Source organism: Micromonospora sp. NBRC 107095 (assembly GCF_030269705.1).
In the GTDB taxonomy this organism is placed as follows: domain Bacteria; phylum Actinomycetota; class Actinomycetes; order Mycobacteriales; family Micromonosporaceae; genus Micromonospora; species Micromonospora parva.
The window spans coordinates 538,548-554,034 of the sequence record NZ_BSTU01000001.1 but is presented as its reverse complement, the minus strand read 5'-3'; the positions used below and the strand labels follow the sequence as shown (position 1 = coordinate 554,034).

At 71.1% G+C, this 15,487-nt stretch carries 12 protein-coding genes; 3 read left to right on the top strand and 9 right to left on the bottom strand.

The window, feature by feature from the left end:
* Positions 1-2: 2 nt before the first annotated feature.
* The 8 genes from QSK15_RS02640 to QSK15_RS02605 form a co-directional block, all read right to left on the bottom strand.
* On the bottom strand, positions 3-770 hold the full coding sequence (locus QSK15_RS02640) for a type II secretion system F family protein (RefSeq protein ID WP_502889459.1): 768 nt from the start codon (positions 768-770) through the stop codon (positions 3-5).
* Complete coding sequence (locus QSK15_RS02635; protein WP_285792721.1) at positions 767-2,059, bottom strand: type II secretion system F family protein; 1,293 nt, start codon at positions 2,057-2,059, stop codon at positions 767-769. The genes QSK15_RS02640 and QSK15_RS02635 overlap by 4 nt, the downstream gene beginning before the upstream one ends.
* A complete protein-coding gene (locus tag QSK15_RS02630; protein ID WP_285792720.1) occupies positions 2,056-3,267 on the bottom strand; it encodes a TadA family conjugal transfer-associated ATPase in 1,212 nt (403 codons plus the stop codon). The genes QSK15_RS02635 and QSK15_RS02630 overlap by 4 nt, the downstream gene beginning before the upstream one ends.
* Positions 3,264-4,367: a septum site-determining protein Ssd gene (gene ssd, locus QSK15_RS02625; RefSeq protein ID WP_285792719.1), complete on the bottom strand. Its 1,104-nt coding sequence runs from the start codon at positions 4,365-4,367 to the stop codon at positions 3,264-3,266. Before ssd ends, QSK15_RS02630 begins: the two co-directional genes overlap by 4 nt.
* Positions 4,368-4,587: 220 nt before the next feature.
* On the bottom strand, positions 4,588-5,595 hold the full coding sequence (locus tag QSK15_RS02620; RefSeq protein ID WP_285792718.1) for a CU044_5270 family protein: 1,008 nt from the start codon (positions 5,593-5,595) through the stop codon (positions 4,588-4,590).
* Entirely contained in the window at positions 5,595-6,149 is a 555-nt protein-coding gene (locus QSK15_RS02615; protein ID WP_285792717.1) for an RNA polymerase sigma factor, read from the bottom strand. The genes QSK15_RS02620 and QSK15_RS02615 overlap by 1 nt, the downstream gene beginning before the upstream one ends.
* Before the next feature lie 108 nt (positions 6,150-6,257).
* Complete coding sequence (locus QSK15_RS02610) at positions 6,258-7,448, bottom strand: serine hydrolase domain-containing protein (RefSeq protein WP_285792716.1); 1,191 nt, start codon at positions 7,446-7,448, stop codon at positions 6,258-6,260.
* A 161-nt stretch (positions 7,449-7,609) separates the two neighbouring features.
* Positions 7,610-8,080, bottom strand: a complete 471-nt coding sequence (locus QSK15_RS02605) for a hypothetical protein (RefSeq protein WP_285792715.1) — start codon at positions 8,078-8,080, stop codon at positions 7,610-7,612.
* Positions 8,081-8,466: 386 nt separating this feature from the next.
* Here QSK15_RS02605 and QSK15_RS02600 point away from each other — a divergent pair, with 386 nt between their 5' ends.
* Positions 8,467-9,270 carry an HAD family hydrolase gene (locus QSK15_RS02600; RefSeq protein WP_285792714.1) on the top strand — a complete coding sequence of 268 codons (804 nt, stop codon included), beginning with the start codon at positions 8,467-8,469 and terminating at the stop codon, positions 9,268-9,270.
* Positions 9,271-9,336: 66 nt separating this feature from the next.
* On the opposite strand, the gene QSK15_RS02595 is transcribed toward QSK15_RS02600, so the two are convergent.
* The gene (locus tag QSK15_RS02595; protein WP_285792713.1) at positions 9,337-10,083 is read right to left on the bottom strand and encodes a Fic family protein; all 747 of its coding nucleotides are present in this window, start codon (positions 10,081-10,083) and stop codon (positions 9,337-9,339) included.
* 381 nt (positions 10,084-10,464) lie between these two features.
* Between QSK15_RS02595 and acs the strand changes: the two genes are divergently transcribed.
* Both acs and QSK15_RS02585 read left to right on the top strand, forming a co-directional pair.
* The gene (gene acs, locus QSK15_RS02590) at positions 10,465-12,429 is read left to right on the top strand and encodes an acetate--CoA ligase (RefSeq protein ID WP_285792712.1); all 1,965 of its coding nucleotides are present in this window, start codon (positions 10,465-10,467) and stop codon (positions 12,427-12,429) included.
* 232 nt (positions 12,430-12,661) lie between these two features.
* Positions 12,662-15,457, top strand: a complete 2,796-nt coding sequence (locus tag QSK15_RS02585) for an immune inhibitor A domain-containing protein (RefSeq protein ID WP_285792711.1) — start codon at positions 12,662-12,664, stop codon at positions 15,455-15,457.
* The last annotated feature ends 30 nt before the right edge of the window (positions 15,458-15,487 follow it).

The following is a 15,487-nucleotide window of genomic DNA, read 5'->3' as shown; positions in this document are numbered from 1 at the left end:
GGTCAGAGCACGTCGCCGAGAACGGCGACGATCACCGGCACAAGTCCGGCGAGAATGAACGCCGGCAGGAAGCAGAGCCCCAGCGGCAGGACGATGAGCACGCCCGCCCGGCGGGCCGATGCCTCGGCGGCGGTGGCCCGGTCGGCGCGCAGGTCGTCGGCGAGCCGGGTCAGTGCGCCGGCCAGGGCGGCACCACTGTTGGCCGAGCGCAACGCCGCCGAGGTCAGCCGATCCGCGCCGGGCACTCCGTCCAGGGCGGACCACGCCTCCGCTGGACCACCGCCGAGCAGCAGCGTGCGGCCCACCCGGGCCAACCGGCCGGCGAGCGGCCCGTCCAACGCCTCGGCGACGGCCAGCACCGAGCGGTCCACCGGGGCGCCCGCCCGCATCGCTGCGGCCAGGAGGTCGGCGGCGAGTGGCAGGTCGGCGGCCTCCTGCTGCCGCCGTCTGCGCGCAGCGGGCGACTCGATCCGCCGCAGCAGGACATCGAGCAGGAACGCGGCCGGGACGGCACCGAGCAGCCCGAACCAGCCCCCGACGACGATGGCCACGGCGAGCCCACCGAGCGCCGCCACGAGCCGGATCGCGTCCGGCCGCCGTCGACGGGATGAGCTGGGCTGGCCCGTTCCGCTGGGCTGGCCCGCTGCATCAGGCTGGCCCGTTGGGCTGGGCTGGCTCGCTGCACTGGGCTGGACCGCTGAGACCTGCTGGCCCGTTGCTCTGCGTTGGTCCGCCGGGCCGGCCTGGCCAGCACGGCGCCGGGCCGTCATCCGGCCCGCCCCGGGGTCGCGCCCAGCCGTTCCGCCCAGAGGAGACCCACCGCCTGAAGGGCGACCGCGACAACGGCGCAGGCTCCACCGACTGTGCTGTGCAGGAGCACCGCCATGGGGTCGACACCAATGCCGTAGCCCAGGCCGATCCCGCCGACCGGCAGCGCCGCCAGTAGCCAGGCGGTGGCCCGCGCACCGGCCGCCTGGGCTGCCGCTGCGGCCAGGCCCCGATCGGTCGCCCGGGCGTCCGCCTCGATCCGTTCGACGAGCTCCGCCAGCGGCGCGCCGGTCCGGTCGGCCAACCGCACCGCCGCCGAGGTCAGCTGGCGGAGGCGGCCGGCGCCGTCACGCTCCACGGTCGCGACGGCGAGCGCACGTGCGACGGGCAGCCCGGCCCGCAGGTCCGCCGCGAGGCCGCAGAGCTGGTCCAGTTCACGTCGTCGGGTCCGCTCGGCGCTCCGGTTCAGTCGCCAACGCAGCACGGCGCGCACTGCCAGCGTGCCGTACCCGGCCAGCGCCACCGCCGCCACCGGACCCCCGATCAGGGCGCCCACAGCGCCGCCGAGGAGGCCGACCAGTGGCAGCACCCGGCTCGTCGATCGGGAGGAACGCGCCGACAGGGGCGTACCGGGCGTTCTGCCGGTCGGGCCGACGCGCAGGTCGTCGTGGCGATCGGCGATCGCCCATCCGCCGGCCACCGCCGCACCGGACACGTCGCCCCGACAACCCGCATCCAGGTCGCCGTGCCCGTCGGCGGTTGCCGGGCCGGGGACGCCGATCGGACCGTCCACGTCCCCGCCACCGACACCGATCGTGACCGTGGCCGCCGCAGGCAGTTGTTCCGCGTCGAGCATGGTGCTGGCCTGCTCCGGCCGGGCGGTGCCGATCGGACGTCGGGGATCTCGACGGGCCGGCGGACGCGTCGGGCCCTCCGGACGGGTGAAGCCGCCTTTCGCGCCCGGCCATCTCGGGCTGCGGGTGACGTCCCGGTCGGGCCAGCCGAGCGCCGTCCGCCTTCCGTTGGCACCGAAAGCGGTACCCGGCTCATCGGTGATCCGGACCGGATGACCCGAGGTCGGCGCAGCGCCGATGCCGTCGACCAGCAAGTCCGGAGTGCTACCGAGTTCCCTGATCCACTGCACCAGGGCGTCATCCGGATCGAGACCGCCGACCCTCCGCCCCGGCGTCAGCACCTGACGTCGACGGGCCCGCACGCTTCGTACGGGCCATGCCACCAGTGCGGCGGCGACCAGGAGCAGCGCCGCCACCAGCATCGTCCGGGCGGTCATGCCGGACCCGCCGATCCGGGCCACGGCTCGCTGAGGATGGGCGGCACCGCCACTCCACGCTCCCGCAGCAGCGCCCCGAGAGCACGGGCGGCGAGCCCGAGCCCGCCGCCGCGCACCCAGGCGGGCACCACTGTCACCATCCGTTCGGGCCCCTCGGGCAGCAGCAGGCAGACCGACTCCAGGACCCGGCCCTGATCGCCGCGTCGCACCTGGAACAGCACCTGCAACGCGGCTGCCACCTGGGCGTGCAGTGCGGCGCGGGGCAGCCCGCCCAACATGCCCAGGGCCTCCAACCGGGCCGGCACGTCGGACGGTGTGTTGGCGTGCAGCGTGCCGGCACCCCCGTCGTGGCCGGTGTTGAGCGCGGCCAGCAGGTCGACCACCTCACCGCCCCGGCACTCCCCGACCACCAGCCGGTCCGGGCGCATCCGCAACGCCTGCCGCACCAGGTCCGCGAGACTGACCACGCCCGTGCCCTCCACATTGGCCGTACGCGCCTGCAGTCCCACCACGTGCGGATGCCCCGGACGCAGCTCGGCGGCGTCCTCCACCAGCACGATCCGTTCGGTGGCCGGCACCATCCCGAGCAGCGTGTTGAGCAGCGTCGTCTTGCCCGACCCGGTGCCCCCGGTCACCAGGTACGCCAGCCGCGCCGCGACGACGGCGGCGAGCAGTGGTGCCAGCGGTCGCGGCACCGTCCCCTGGCGCACCAACTCGTCGAGGGTGAACGGCCGGTGCCGGAAGGTCCGCAGGGACAGGTACGGACCTTCGGTGGCCACCGGCGGCAGCACGGCGTGCAGTCGGGTGCCGTCGGGAAGGCGCGCGTCCGCGTACGGGGAGCCGTCGTCGAGTCGCCGCCCGGCGCTGGCGATCAGCCGCTGCGCCAACCGGCGGACGTCGTCCACCGAGCCCAAGGGAACGGCGACCTGATGCAGTCCTGACCCACGGTCCACCCAGACCCGAACGCCGTTGACGAGGACGTCGGTGACTTCCGGGTCGGCAAGCAACGGCGCCAGCGGCCCAGCGCCGACGAGGTCGTCGCGCACCCGGTCGGCGATGCGCAGCATGGCCGTGTCGCCGAGCACCGCGGCGGTTGGCTCGGCCCGTACCGCGGAGACGATCGCCGCCGCGGTGACCGGGGTGGTGGCGGCGGCGATCCTTTGCCGCACCCGGGCGGCGAGCGTGCCGTCCTCCGGCCGGCCGGTCATGCCGCACCAGTGGCCGGCACGCCGGTCAGGTCGGTGACGATCCGTTGGCAGAGTGCGGCCAGAGGGCCCTTTCCTCCGGCGGCCGGCGCCTCACCCCGCTCCAGCCCGCGGCAGAGCCCCGGCTCGGGGCGCAGCGTGCCGGCCAGCGGAAGGCCCAAGGCGCGTGCCACCTCCGCCGCCCGCAGCCGCCCCGGGGCGGGCCCACGCACCACCACCGAGAGCGCAGCGCAGTGCGGGGCGGCTGCGGCCACCACCCGAGTGGCCGCCGCGGTGGCGCGCAACTCGGCCGGCACGACGACGAACGCCTGATCGGCGGCCTGCAACGCCACCACTGCCGCGTCGTCGAGCTGTCGGGGCAGGTCGATCACCACGAAGTCACGCCCACGCCGGGCGGCGTCGACAGTCGCCGCCATCGCCGTCGCCGGCAACGCCAGCATCTCGCCGCGATCCCACGAGAGCACCACGAGATCACCCCGGCTGGGCAGGGCCCGCACCAACGCTGGCGCGTCCACCCGTCCGTCGGCGCTGGTCAACGACGGCCAGCGCAGGCCTTCCAACTGCTCCCAGCCGAGCACGAGGTCGAGACCACCACCGAGCGGATCGGCGTCGACGAGGAGAGTGCGCAGCCGGGCCCGGGCGGCGGTCACCGCGAGGCCACCGGCGAGCACGCTCGCGCCCGCACCGCCCCGACCACCGAGGACAGCGACGACCCGGGCGCCGACGCCGGCCGGACGGTCCGGATCATGTTCGGCGAACCGATCCACCAGCCACGGCTCCGCGGCCGGCAGCGTGGCGACGTGCTCGGCCCCGATCAGCTCCGCCACCTGCCAGCCGGGGTCGAGCTGACCGGCTCGGCCGACCAGCACCAGCCGGGGCCGCTGCGGCAACCGGGCCCGCAGACACGCCTGCGCCTGGTCGGCGCCGAGCAGCACCAGAGGTGCGGGAAGCCAACGGGTACGGGCAGCCGCCGCGTCACGGGCGAGCTCCACCTCCGTCCCGCCGACGGCGGCGAGCCGGAGCACATCATCGAGCAGATCGTCGTCGCCGGTGACGACCAGCGGAAGCCGGCGGATCGGCGGAACCGTGGTACGGGGTGGCATCGCGGCCTCCAGCGGTCGGGCTCTGGTATACCGCCGACCCTGCTCGGAATCCGCCCCGCGAGCCGCCCCGATGCCGTCGCCTGTGGACAACCTGGTGGCCTGTGGAAAACCGCCGCTGAGACAGTTGATCTGCTACGAGCGCGGGCAACGGCGCAGCTACCGCCGCTGCGGTGATGACAGCGGGGCCGCTCCCGAACGGAGCGGCCCCGCGAGTCGGTGGTCAGCCGGGCTGATTCGTCCAGGCGGCATCGAGGATCACCTGGTACGAGCTGATCCGCATGGGCGACAGCGTCAACAGCTCATGGGCGAGCAATTCGCCCGTCTTCGGATCGAAGATCAGAAGAGATTGCTGATCGTGTTCGCGGTCGTCGAAGGTGACGGCGACTCCTTCGCGGCCGGCACGGTCCGTGACCTGCCCCCGCCAGCGGAAGCCCGGCACGTCGGCGAGGACCCGCAGGACCGCCGCTCGGGTCGCACGCGGCACGACGTACCGCCCGTAGAGCTCGCTGACCCACTTGCTCGCCGACCCCGCGCCGTACTCGACCTTCAGCCGCTCCCGAAGTTCGGACGGGTCGGCCGACAGCGGCCTGAGCGCCTCGGGCGGCAGCGGCCTGACGCTCGGTGCGGGGGTGCCGGTGGCTGCTGGTCGCCCAATGCTCTCGCGCTGCCAGTAGTCCCGAGACTCCTGGTCGGGGTACTGCGGCTCCAGTTGGGTCCTGATTTGGTTACCGGTCCCGTCGACGGCCTGCCAGAGCTTCGTCTCGCTGGCGAAGGCCACGTGGTGGCGGCCGTCGGCCGAGGTCATCACCGGTTCGCCCCACACCTTCGTGTGGTGGTACATGTAGCGGCCGCTCTGGTGGTCGTAGGCCGCGTCTTTGATCTTGTCGGCCAGCATGCGCAGCTGCGGACCGGCGGCCGGCGGATCCGCGTCGAACTGGTACGCGACCGGCACGAGCACCAACCCCGCTGCCGCCGGTTCGCCCGGAGTGTCCGGTGCGCCCCCGCCGAGCGGCTGGAGCACCGCCACGGCACCGGCCGCGACAGCCAGCGTCCCGGCCGCCAGGACCAGCCGGCGGGTCGGGCGTACGCGACGGTGCCCGGCGGCCGTGTCGGTAGCGCCGGCGCGGTCGATCAGCTCGCGCGCCGAGACCAGTGGTGGCTCGACGGCGGCGGTTCGGGCCGGGTCGGCCGGGCCGAGAAGAGTACGGGTGCGCTCTGCTCCGAACATCACAGATCCTCTCGAATGGTCACCAACACCGGGCTACGCCGGGTTGGCGTGGGCCGGTCCGACATTGCTTCGGCAAGACGGCGACGGGCGCGGTGCAGGCGCACCGCGGCGGTCGTCCTGGTACAGCCGAGAACCTTGGCCGCCTCGGAGACCGTCAGCTCCTCCCAGCCGACCAGCCGGAGGATTTCCTGGTCGAGGTCGTTGAGGTGGGCCAGAGCAGTCCAGATGTCGGCGACCCCGACGCTCGTGTCGGCGCCCGACGATCCGGCCAGTCGCTCAAGGTCGACATCGGTGATCGAGAGGGGGTCCGGGGCGCCACGTCGTGACCGCCACTGGTTCGCCAATAGGCGCCGGGCCACCCCGTACAGCCAGGGCAGGCTATGCTCCGGCACCTCGGCGCGGCGACGCCAGGCGACGACGAAGACCTCCTGGGCAAGCTCCGTCGACGCATCCCGATCAGCGAGCCGGCGCAGGCCGTATCGGACGATGTGCTCGTACTCGGCGGCGTAGAGACTGGTGAACCAGCCCTCGTCCCGCTTCTTCGGTGGACCCACCCGAACCCCCATTGCCTCGGCGACTCTCACAGTGGTTTGTGTCGCCGAGGGCCTCGGGATTACCGCGCGGCCGAGGACGGGTGCCCGACCGGGAAGCGAACGCTGTGGTCAGTCGTCGATCGCCTGATAGACGGTGGTCCAGAAGTCGTGCCACATGGGCAGCCGCTGGTCGCCCGCGTGCGCCCGCTGCATGAACACCATCGCCGTCAGGTCTTCGGCGGGATCGTTGTACCAGACGGTGCCATAGAAGCCGGGCCATCCGTAGCTGCCGACCGAGGGCCCGAGGTGCGTACGGCGGGTGCGGACCGACATTCCGAGACCCCAGCTGATGGCGTCGAAGTATCCCGGCCAGAACCCGGAGTTGGCCTTCTGCTCCGAGGTCAAGTGGTCGCTGGTCATCAGCGTCACCGCCGGCCGGGACAGCATCCGCTCACCGCGATGGGTGCCGCCTGCGAGCAGAGCCGACGCGAAGGCGAGGTAGTCCTGAGCGGTGGACACGAGCCCGCCGCCCCCGGACTCGAACAATCGCGGTCGGCTGAACCGTCCGTCAGGAGCGTCCTCGACAACCGGTTCGCCGGTGGCGGCGTTATCGCGCTCGTACGCCGTCGCGAACCGGCCGATGCTGTCGCTACCCACGTGGAAGGCGGTGTCGGTCATGCCCAGTGGCTTGCAGACCCGCTCGCGGATGGCATCCCCGAGGGACATGCCGGTGGCCCGGGCGATGAGCACACCGGCCACGTTGGCGGCGGTGTCGTACATCCAACGCTCACCCGGCTGGTGGACGAGGGGAAGATCGCCGAGCTGGCGGATCCACTCGTCCGGCGACGGATAAACGAGGGCGTCCAGCGCGTCGGCGATGGGTACCGTTCCCGGCTCGGCGGGGACCATGCCCGTGCCGAGGGTGCCGTCCAGGACGTCCCGCAGCGTTATCGGCCGAGCCGCCGGGACGGTGTCGTCCAGTGGGCCGTGCGGATCGGCGAGCACTGTCATGTCCGCCAACTCCGGCAGGAGATCGTCGACCGGGTCATCGAGGCGGAGGGTGCAGTCCTCGACGAGGGTCATCGCACACACGGCGACGATGGGCTTCGTCATCGAGCCCAGGCGACAGATCGTGTCGGCCGCCATCGGCGTCTGCGACCCGGCCCCCTCGAAGGCGAGGCGACCCGTCGCCTCGATGTGCACCTCACCGTGCCGGGCGAGGACGACCACCGCGCCCGGGACGAAGCCGGACTCGACGTGGTGCTCCAGCAGCCCCCGAACCCGAGCCAGCCGTTTCGACGAGAAGCCACCAGCAGCCACCTGTTACCTCCTCAGCTCGTCCCGTTCGGCAAATTACCCGCCACGCGGCGATCGCACTGTCCGCGACGAGGTGGGCCATCGCCGAATCCGACCCGCCCAGGTTGACGGACCTCGTCGCCAAGGCCACCGACGGACGGACGCCTGGGTGGCCAGGTGTACGCCTAGAGCGGATCCAGGCGCAGCGCGCCGTTTGCGGAGTAGAAGTACCGGCGTACGTGCGTGGCCCAGTCTTCGATCGTGGGGTCCGCCCCCTGCGACAGCCACTCAGACAGATGCGCGTGCTCGTCGGTGTAGCCGTTGTCCAGGAGCCACTGGAGCGTTTCGCCGGTGCCCGCTCCGAAGATCGCCTGCGCATCGAAGCCGATGCCCAGGTCCATGTCACCGGTGCGGAACTTCGCCCCGTACAGGCGGGGCGAGTCCGCCGGATCGCCGATCAGGAACAGCAGGAACGCCGCCAGATAGATCTGCTCGTACTCGTCGTTCTCGCCCGGGTCCGGACCTTCACGCCACGCTCTTTCGAGGTCGAAGATCTCACGGAGCATCGCGTGCTGGGGGCCTGGATCGTCCACGTCAACCATCCGAAGCGCTTCCCGACGCGCGGCCGGACTGGAGAGGTCCAACGGCGTGGCCATGGGGGCAGGCTAGTCGGCGTGCGGCTCATCAGCATGAGCTGCGGTGGCACGCTCCCAGGAGAAAGGGACGACCCCCGTCGGGGGGAGACGGGGGTCGTCGGAGGTTCGGCTCCGGGGGGGTCGAGCCGAACCACTCAGCGGTCACGGGGGGTGCAACCGCTGAGGGTCTGCCTGTTTCGAGGATGTGAAAGCTCGTCGTACGACAAGTCTGCCTGAGCGGGCCCGTCACGTCGAGTGGTGCCGACTCCACTCAGTGCGAAAATCTCCTCGCGGAGTGTGAGCGTGATCACGCGGAGCGGAGATGGTGTTGCAAGCCCGCAGGTCTGAGGGGTGGCATGACCCCGGGCACCCGCCGACGATAGACCATCCGGCTAGACTTTCGCGCCGTGGGCCGAAGTGCCGCTTTCTTCGATCTGGACAAGACCGTCATCGCCAAGTCGAGCGCCCTGGCGTTCGGTCGGCCGTTCTACCGGGACGGGCTGATCACTCGGCGTGACGTGGTCAAGTCGGCGTACGCGCAGCTGATGTTCCGGCTGGGCGGCACCGACGAGCAGACCATGGCCCGAACACGGGACTACCTGGCTGCGCTCTGCAAGGGCTGGCAGGTGGAGCAGGTCCGTCAGATCGTCGCGGAGACGCTGCACGAGCTGATCAACCCTTACGTGTACGCCGAAGCCGCCGCTCTGATCGAGGAGCACCAGGCGGCTGGGCGGGACGTGGTGCTGGTGTCGGCGTCCGGCGAGGAGATGGTCCGGCCGATCGGCGAGCTGCTCGGGGTGACCGACGTGATCGCCACCCGGATGACGGTGCGCGACGGCCGGTACAGCGGCGAGGTCGAGTTCTACGCGGCGGGCCCGAGCAAGGTGGAGGCCGTCAGCGAGTTGGCCGCCGCCCGGGGTTACGACCTGGCTGATTCGTACGCCTATTCCGACTCGTACAGCGATCGTCCGCTCCTGGAGTGCGTCGGCCACCCGAGCGTGGTCAACCCGGACCGGCAGTTGCGCAAGCTGGCGTCGGAGAACGCGTGGCCGGTGCTGGAGTTCCGGCACCCGATCCCGCTGGGCCGGCGCTGGCGGGAACGGCCTGCGGTTCCGGTGGCCGCGGCGGCGCTGGGGGTCGGGGTGGGTGTGGCCATCGGCATCGCCTGGTACGGGCGGCACCGTCGCACCCGGGCCGCCACCACCGCCTGACCGTCCTCGCCCACCTGCCCGGGTCTTCGGGTCGCGGGACGGGCCGTTCTGGGGCGCCGGGACTGATCAGGTGGCGGCGAGGATCTCGTCTCCGATGGTGGTGAGCTGATCGGCGCCGACCTCGACGGCCGCCATGTAGTGGCGTAGCCAGGAGCGCAGCCCGTCGGGGGTGCCGGTGGCGAAGGCACCGGCCGCGCCGACGTACTCGGGTTCCCGCTCGCGGTGCCCGACGTCGACGGCGAGCAGGCCACGTGGGTCGAGGCCGGTGGCCAGCAGGACCAGCCGGGCGGCTCCGCGCGCCACCACGCCGGACGGCCCGGCGAACGGACGCAGGTTCAAAAGCTCCCCGTGTACGACAGCGGCGAGCACCAACGGGGAGACCTTCGTGCCACCGGCGATGAGGCCGGCGAGCCCGTCCAGCCGGGTGGCGACGACGGGGTCGGCCACCGGGCGGCCCAGCTCGGCTTCCGGCACCAGGTCCCGGGCGGCGAGCACGTGCAGCTTCGCGAGGGCCTGGCGGGGCGCCTTCGGCCACAGCTCGCTCAGGCCCGGCAACGCCCCGGCGACCCGCAGCGCACCCTGGAGCACCGGGTCGGTGACGGTACCGGCCCGGACCGCCTCGCGCTCGTGGTCAGCCCCTTCGAGAGCTGCGCTGGCCACCGCGGAGCGCAGGCTGACCTCGGCGGCGACCTGTCCGCCGTGCCGGCGCAGCGCCCGGTGCCCGAGCGCCTGGTCGAACCGTTGGCGGGCCTGCTCGACGGCGGCGGCGATGTCGGCGAGCGCGAGCAACGGGGCGAGCGGGTCGGTGGTCACCCCGCCACGCTAACGACCCGACCCGACCCGGCGGGCCGCACCCGCCCGCAACGCGACCCGGACCACCCGACCCGACCCGACCATCACGGCCCGGACCACCCGGCCCGGCGGCGCGACCCGGCCACTGTCCGGGCCTTGATCAACACGGGGTTGCTGAAATCGGGGGGGTCCCAGCGAGCCGGACACCCCGATTCCATGAAACCCGTGTTGATCAAGCGGCCCGGACGGCGTGACGGCCCGGACGCGGGTGGGACAGGGCCGTCGGGCGCGCGGCGGGGGCCACTCGGCGCGACGGAGTGGGCAGCCGTGGCCGGCCGAGGGCCCCGCGACTACCCTCGTGCCATCGAGACCCAGGTCACCCCGAGGATGAGGAGTCACGGCATGAGCGAGGCATTGGCCAATCTGCTGAACGAGACGCGCCAGTTCCCCCCGCCGGCCGAACTCGCCGCGCACGCCAACGTCACCATCGACGCGTATGCCGAGGCCGAGGCCGACCGGCTGGCCTTCTGGGCGAAGCAGGCCGACCGGCTGGCCTGGTCGAAGAAGTGGGATGAGGTGCTCGACTGGTCGAACCCGCCGTTCGCGAAGTGGTTCGTGGGTGGGCAGCTCAACGTCGCGTACAACTGCCTGGACCGGCACGTGGAGGCGGGCCTGGGCGACAAGGTGGCGATCCACTGGGAGGGCGAGCCGGGCGACACCCGCACCATCACGTACGCGGACCTGCACGCGCTGACCTGCCGGGCGGCGAACGCGCTCACCGACCTGGGGGTGACCGCCGGCGACCGGGTGGCGATCTACCTGCCGATGATCCCGGAGGCGGCGGTGGCCATGCTGGCCTGCGCCCGGATCGGCGCCGCACACAGCGTGGTCTTCGGTGGTTTCTCCGCCGACTCGTTGAGCAACCGGATCCAGGACGCCAGCGCCAAGGTGGTGATCACCGCGGACGGCGGTTACCGGCGGGGCAAGCCGTCGGCGCTGAAGCCCACTGTGGACGAGGCGGTGGCGAATTCCCCGTCGGTGGAGCACGTCCTCGTGGTTCGCCGCACCGGCGAGGACGTGGCGTGGTCGGAGAAGGACCACTGGTGGCACGAGACGGTGGAGACCGCGTCGGCCGAGCACACCGCGCAGCCGTTCGACGCCGAGCACCCCCTGTTCATCCTGTACACCAGCGGCACCACGGCCCGCCCGAAGGGCATCCTGCACACCACCGGCGGCTACCTCACCCAGGCGTCGTACACGACGCACGCGGTGTTCGACCTGAAGCCGGAGACCGACGTCTACTGGTGCACCGCCGACATCGGCTGGGTCACCGGGCACTCCTACATCGTGTACGGCCCGCTCTCCAACGGCGCCACCCAGGTGATGTACGAGGGCACCCCGGACACGCCGCACAAGGGCCGGTTCTGGGAGATCATCGACAGGTACGGGGTGACCACCCTGTACACCGCACCCACCCTGATCCGGACGATGATGAAGTGGGGCGACGACATCCCGGCCGGCTTCGACCTGTCCTCCCTGCGCCTGCTGGGCAGCGTCGGCGAGCCGATCAACCCGGAGGCGTGGATGTGGTACCGCCAGCACGTCGGCCGGGGCGAGCTGCCGGTCGTGGACACCTGGTGGCAGACCGAGACGGGTTCCATCATGATCTCGCCGTTGCCGGGGGTCACCGCGGCCAAGCCGGGTTCGGCGATGACGCCGCTGCCGGGCATCGTGGCCGACGTGGTGGACGACCAGGGTCAGTCGGTGCCGAACGGTGGTGGCGGCTACCTGGTGCTGCGTGAGCCGTGGCCGTCGATGCTGCGCACCATCTGGGGTGACGACGACCGGTTCATCGACACGTACTGGTCGCGTTTCCCGGGGATGTACTTCGCCGGCGACGGCGCGAAGAAGGACGACGACGGACACATCTGGCTGCTCGGCCGGGTGGACGACGTGATGTTGGTGTCCGGGCACAACATCTCGACGACCGAGGTGGAGTCGGCGTTGGTGTCGCACCCGTCGGTGGCCGAGGCTGCGGTCGTCGGCGCCACCGACCCGACCACCGGTCAGGCGATCGTCGCGTTCGCCATCCCGCGGGGCAGCACCGACATCAGTGGTGACGCGGGCGAGCAACTCATCGCCGAACTGCGCAACCACGTGTCGAAGACGCTCGGCCCGATCGCCAAGCCGCGCCAGATCATGCTGGTGCCTGAGCTGCCGAAGACCCGCTCCGGCAAGATCATGCGTCGGTTGCTGCGGGACGTGGCGGAGAACCGGTCGCTTGGCGACGTGACCACGTTGCAGGACTCCTCGGTGATGGACCTGATCTCCTCGGGAATGGGCGGCGCGAAGTCCGACGAGGACTGACGATAGTCGTACCCAAACGGTGGGTGGCGGTCCGGACGGGCCGTCACCCACCGTTGTCTGTTGTGGAGGCACGCCCGTCGCACATATGTGACACGGGAGTTAAACAGATAACGCATCGATCACGATCCCGCCGTACGGGTTGTTTGTCATTTAGTTTCACGCTCGTCGGACGGCCCGGTGAGCCTATGCCACCGGATCCGGCCGACGTCCTTTGCCCGAGAAACGGAGTGGCATGAACAGAAACTCCCGTCCGGGGTCGCGCCGACGACTACTCGTCGCGCTACCCGTCATCGCCCTCGCGGCCACGTCACTGACCGTGAGTGGCAGCGCGGCCGCCAAGCCTTCGTCCGACACCCCGCGGGCGGTGATCGGGGCGGACGAGTACTACATCAACTACGCCGAGCCCGAGGTGCAGCCGGACACCGCCGGCCGTGAGGTCAAGGGCAAGGGTGGCGTCTACACCCCTGCCGTGGAGTCCGCGCGCGAGTTCGACCAGAAGCACGCCCGGGGCAACCCGGTGGCCGCGCGGCAGCTGGCGAAGGACGAGGCCAAGTCGCTGAAGACGGGCCAGAACCCGCGCAAGTTCAAGAAGGCGCCGACCACCCAGACGGCGAAGTTGCTGACGCTGCTTGTCGAGTTCAACGACAAGGCCAACGACGACTTCACCGACGTGATGGTCCCCAAGACGGTGTTCGAGGACCGCACCTGCGTGCCCGGCACGGTCCAGAACGGCCCGAAGCACAACAAGATCCCGGACCCGGCGCGCCTGCCCCACGAGGACAACAACTCGATGTGGGTGCCGGACTTCTCGCCGCAGCACTACAACAAGATGCTGTACAGCAAGAAGGGCATCACCGAGCGGGTCCGCACGGACCTGAAGGGCCCGGACGGCAAGAAGGGCATCGACCTGTCCGGCCGCACCATGCACAACATGTACCTGGAGATGTCCAAGAACGCGTACACGGTGGACGGGCAGGCCAGCCCGTGGATCACCGTGCCGCACTCGGAGGGCTGGTACGCGGCCAACCGCTGCTTCCAGGACGAGACCGGCGCCTGGGTTCCCGGCCGTGAGCAGTCGATGAATGGCCACCCGGACAACCCGGCCGGTGCGGGCCGCCTGGCGACCGACGCGATCGACGCGCTCGTCGCGAAGGACCCGAACTTCCCCTGGGCCGACTACGACATCGAGGACCAGGCCGACCGCGACGGTGACGGCAACGTCTACGAGCCGGACGGCGTGATCGACCACCTCGTGCTGGTGCACGCCGGTCAGGGCAAGTCCCGTGGCGGCGGCGCCGAGGGCGTGTACGCCGTGTGGGCGCACTCCTCCACGATCGCCGGTGGCTACACCATCCCGGGCACCAACCTCAAGGCGTCGAACTACATCGTGCAGCCGGAGGACGCCGGTGTCGGCGTCTTCGCTCACGAGTTCGGCCACGACCTGGGCCTGCCGGACCTCTACGACACGTCCGGCAACGCCGACTCCGACGTGGACTTCTGGGACCTGATGGCCTCGGGCTCGCACTCGGGTGAGATCTTCCAGGCGCTGCCGACGCACATGGGCATCTGGGACAAGTGGGTGCTCGGTTGGGCCGACCCGCTGACCATCCGCCCCGGGTCGAACCCCCGTGAGGTGAAGCTCGGCCAGACGTCGCGTACCCCGATCGACTCCGAGGACGGCATCAAGGTCGACCTGCCGGACAAGGTGACGACGCTGGCGACCCCGCACAGCGGCACCAAGATGTGGCACAGCAACAACGACCAGGAGTGGGCCGACGTCAAGCTCAGCCGCTCGGTCGACGTGCCGGCGGCCGCCGACTCGAAGTTCTGGATGTGGAACAACTACATCATCGAGGAGGACTGGGACTACGGCTTCGTCGAGCTCTCCACCGACGGCGGCACGACCTGGACCGAGCAGAAGTTGTACGACGAGGGTGGCACTGTCGTCACCACGCCGGACGGCTACCCGGACCCGAACGGCCGGATGAACGACTTCGGCGGCAAGAAGTACGGCCTGACCGGCAGCACCGACGGCTGGCGGCACGACTACGTCGACCTGTCGGCGTACGCGGGGACGACCGTGCAGCTGCGGCTGCGCCTCGCCACCGACGAGGCGTTCGAGGAGCGCAACTGGTTCGTCGACGACTTCTCGGTCACCGGCGGCGGCGCCACCACCTGGAGTGACGACGTCGAGGGCGGCGACAACGGCTGGACCGCCACCGGCGGCACCTTCGTCGACACCACCGGCGCGGGCTGGAAGGTCTCCAGCGGCACCGAGGTCCACGCCCAGTACTACCTGGCGGAGTGGCGCAACTTCGACGGCTTCGACAAGGGCCTTCAGTACACCTACGACACCATCTACTCCCACGAGGCGTGGAAGGTCGACCGGATCAAGTACAACGCGCCGGGCATGCTGGTCTGGTACCGGGACACCGCGCTCGGCGACGTCAACCACGTCACCGGGCAGATGACCGCGCTGCCCAGCTACGGCGCGAAGGGCGGCCTGCTCATCGTCGACTCGCACTTCGACCCGTACCGGCGTACGGGTGAGGCGGCGGAGAAGGACCCGTCGGTGACGGACAACCTGCCCAGCCGTCCGCAGTCGTCCAACGCGGCCTTCTCGTTGCAGCGGACCTACCCGTTCACCGAGTGCCTGGAGGCGGCGGACGAGCCGTACAGCTCGTACTGCACGAAGTTCAAGGGCCAGGCGCCGGTCAAGGCGTTCACCGACGCCAAGGGCTGGTACCCGGGCATCGAGATGCGCGATGGCGCGGCGTACGCCCGGGACAACGACGCGTCGGTGGTCGTGCCGTCGCGTGACAACGCGCCGTACACCACCCGGGTCACCAACCCGGACGGCAGCCCGGCGCCGGAGTTCTACGGCGTGACCCTGGGCGGTGGCGCGATCGTGCTGGGCACCGGCAACCCCGGTGACCAGGGTGTGAACTACGGCGTCTCGCTCACCATCAAGAAGGCGGCTGCGGACAACTCGTCCGCCACGATCTACGTGACGCCGGCCAGGAAGTAACGGTTTCGCAGATCGACAACTGAAACGGTG

Coding starts and splice junctions, on each gene's coding strand:
- QSK15_RS02640 (WP_502889459.1), bottom strand. CDS start 770: ATGACGGCCCGGCGCCGTGCTGGCCAGGCCGGCCCGGCGGACCAACGC.
- QSK15_RS02635 (WP_285792721.1), bottom strand. CDS start 2,059: ATGACCGCCCGGACGATGCTGGTGGCGGCGCTGCTCCTGGTCGCCGCC.
- QSK15_RS02630 (WP_285792720.1), bottom strand. CDS start 3,267: ATGACCGGCCGGCCGGAGGACGGCACGCTCGCCGCCCGGGTGCGGCAA.
- ssd (WP_285792719.1), bottom strand. CDS start 4,367: ATGCCACCCCGTACCACGGTTCCGCCGATCCGCCGGCTTCCGCTGGTC.
- QSK15_RS02620 (WP_285792718.1), bottom strand. CDS start 5,595: ATGTTCGGAGCAGAGCGCACCCGTACTCTTCTCGGCCCGGCCGACCCG.
- QSK15_RS02605 (WP_285792715.1), bottom strand. CDS start 8,080: ATGGCCACGCCGTTGGACCTCTCCAGTCCGGCCGCGCGTCGGGAAGCG.
- acs (WP_285792712.1), top strand. CDS start 10,465: ATGAGCGAGGCATTGGCCAATCTGCTGAACGAGACGCGCCAGTTCCCC.
- QSK15_RS02585 (WP_285792711.1), top strand. CDS start 12,662: ATGAACAGAAACTCCCGTCCGGGGTCGCGCCGACGACTACTCGTCGCG.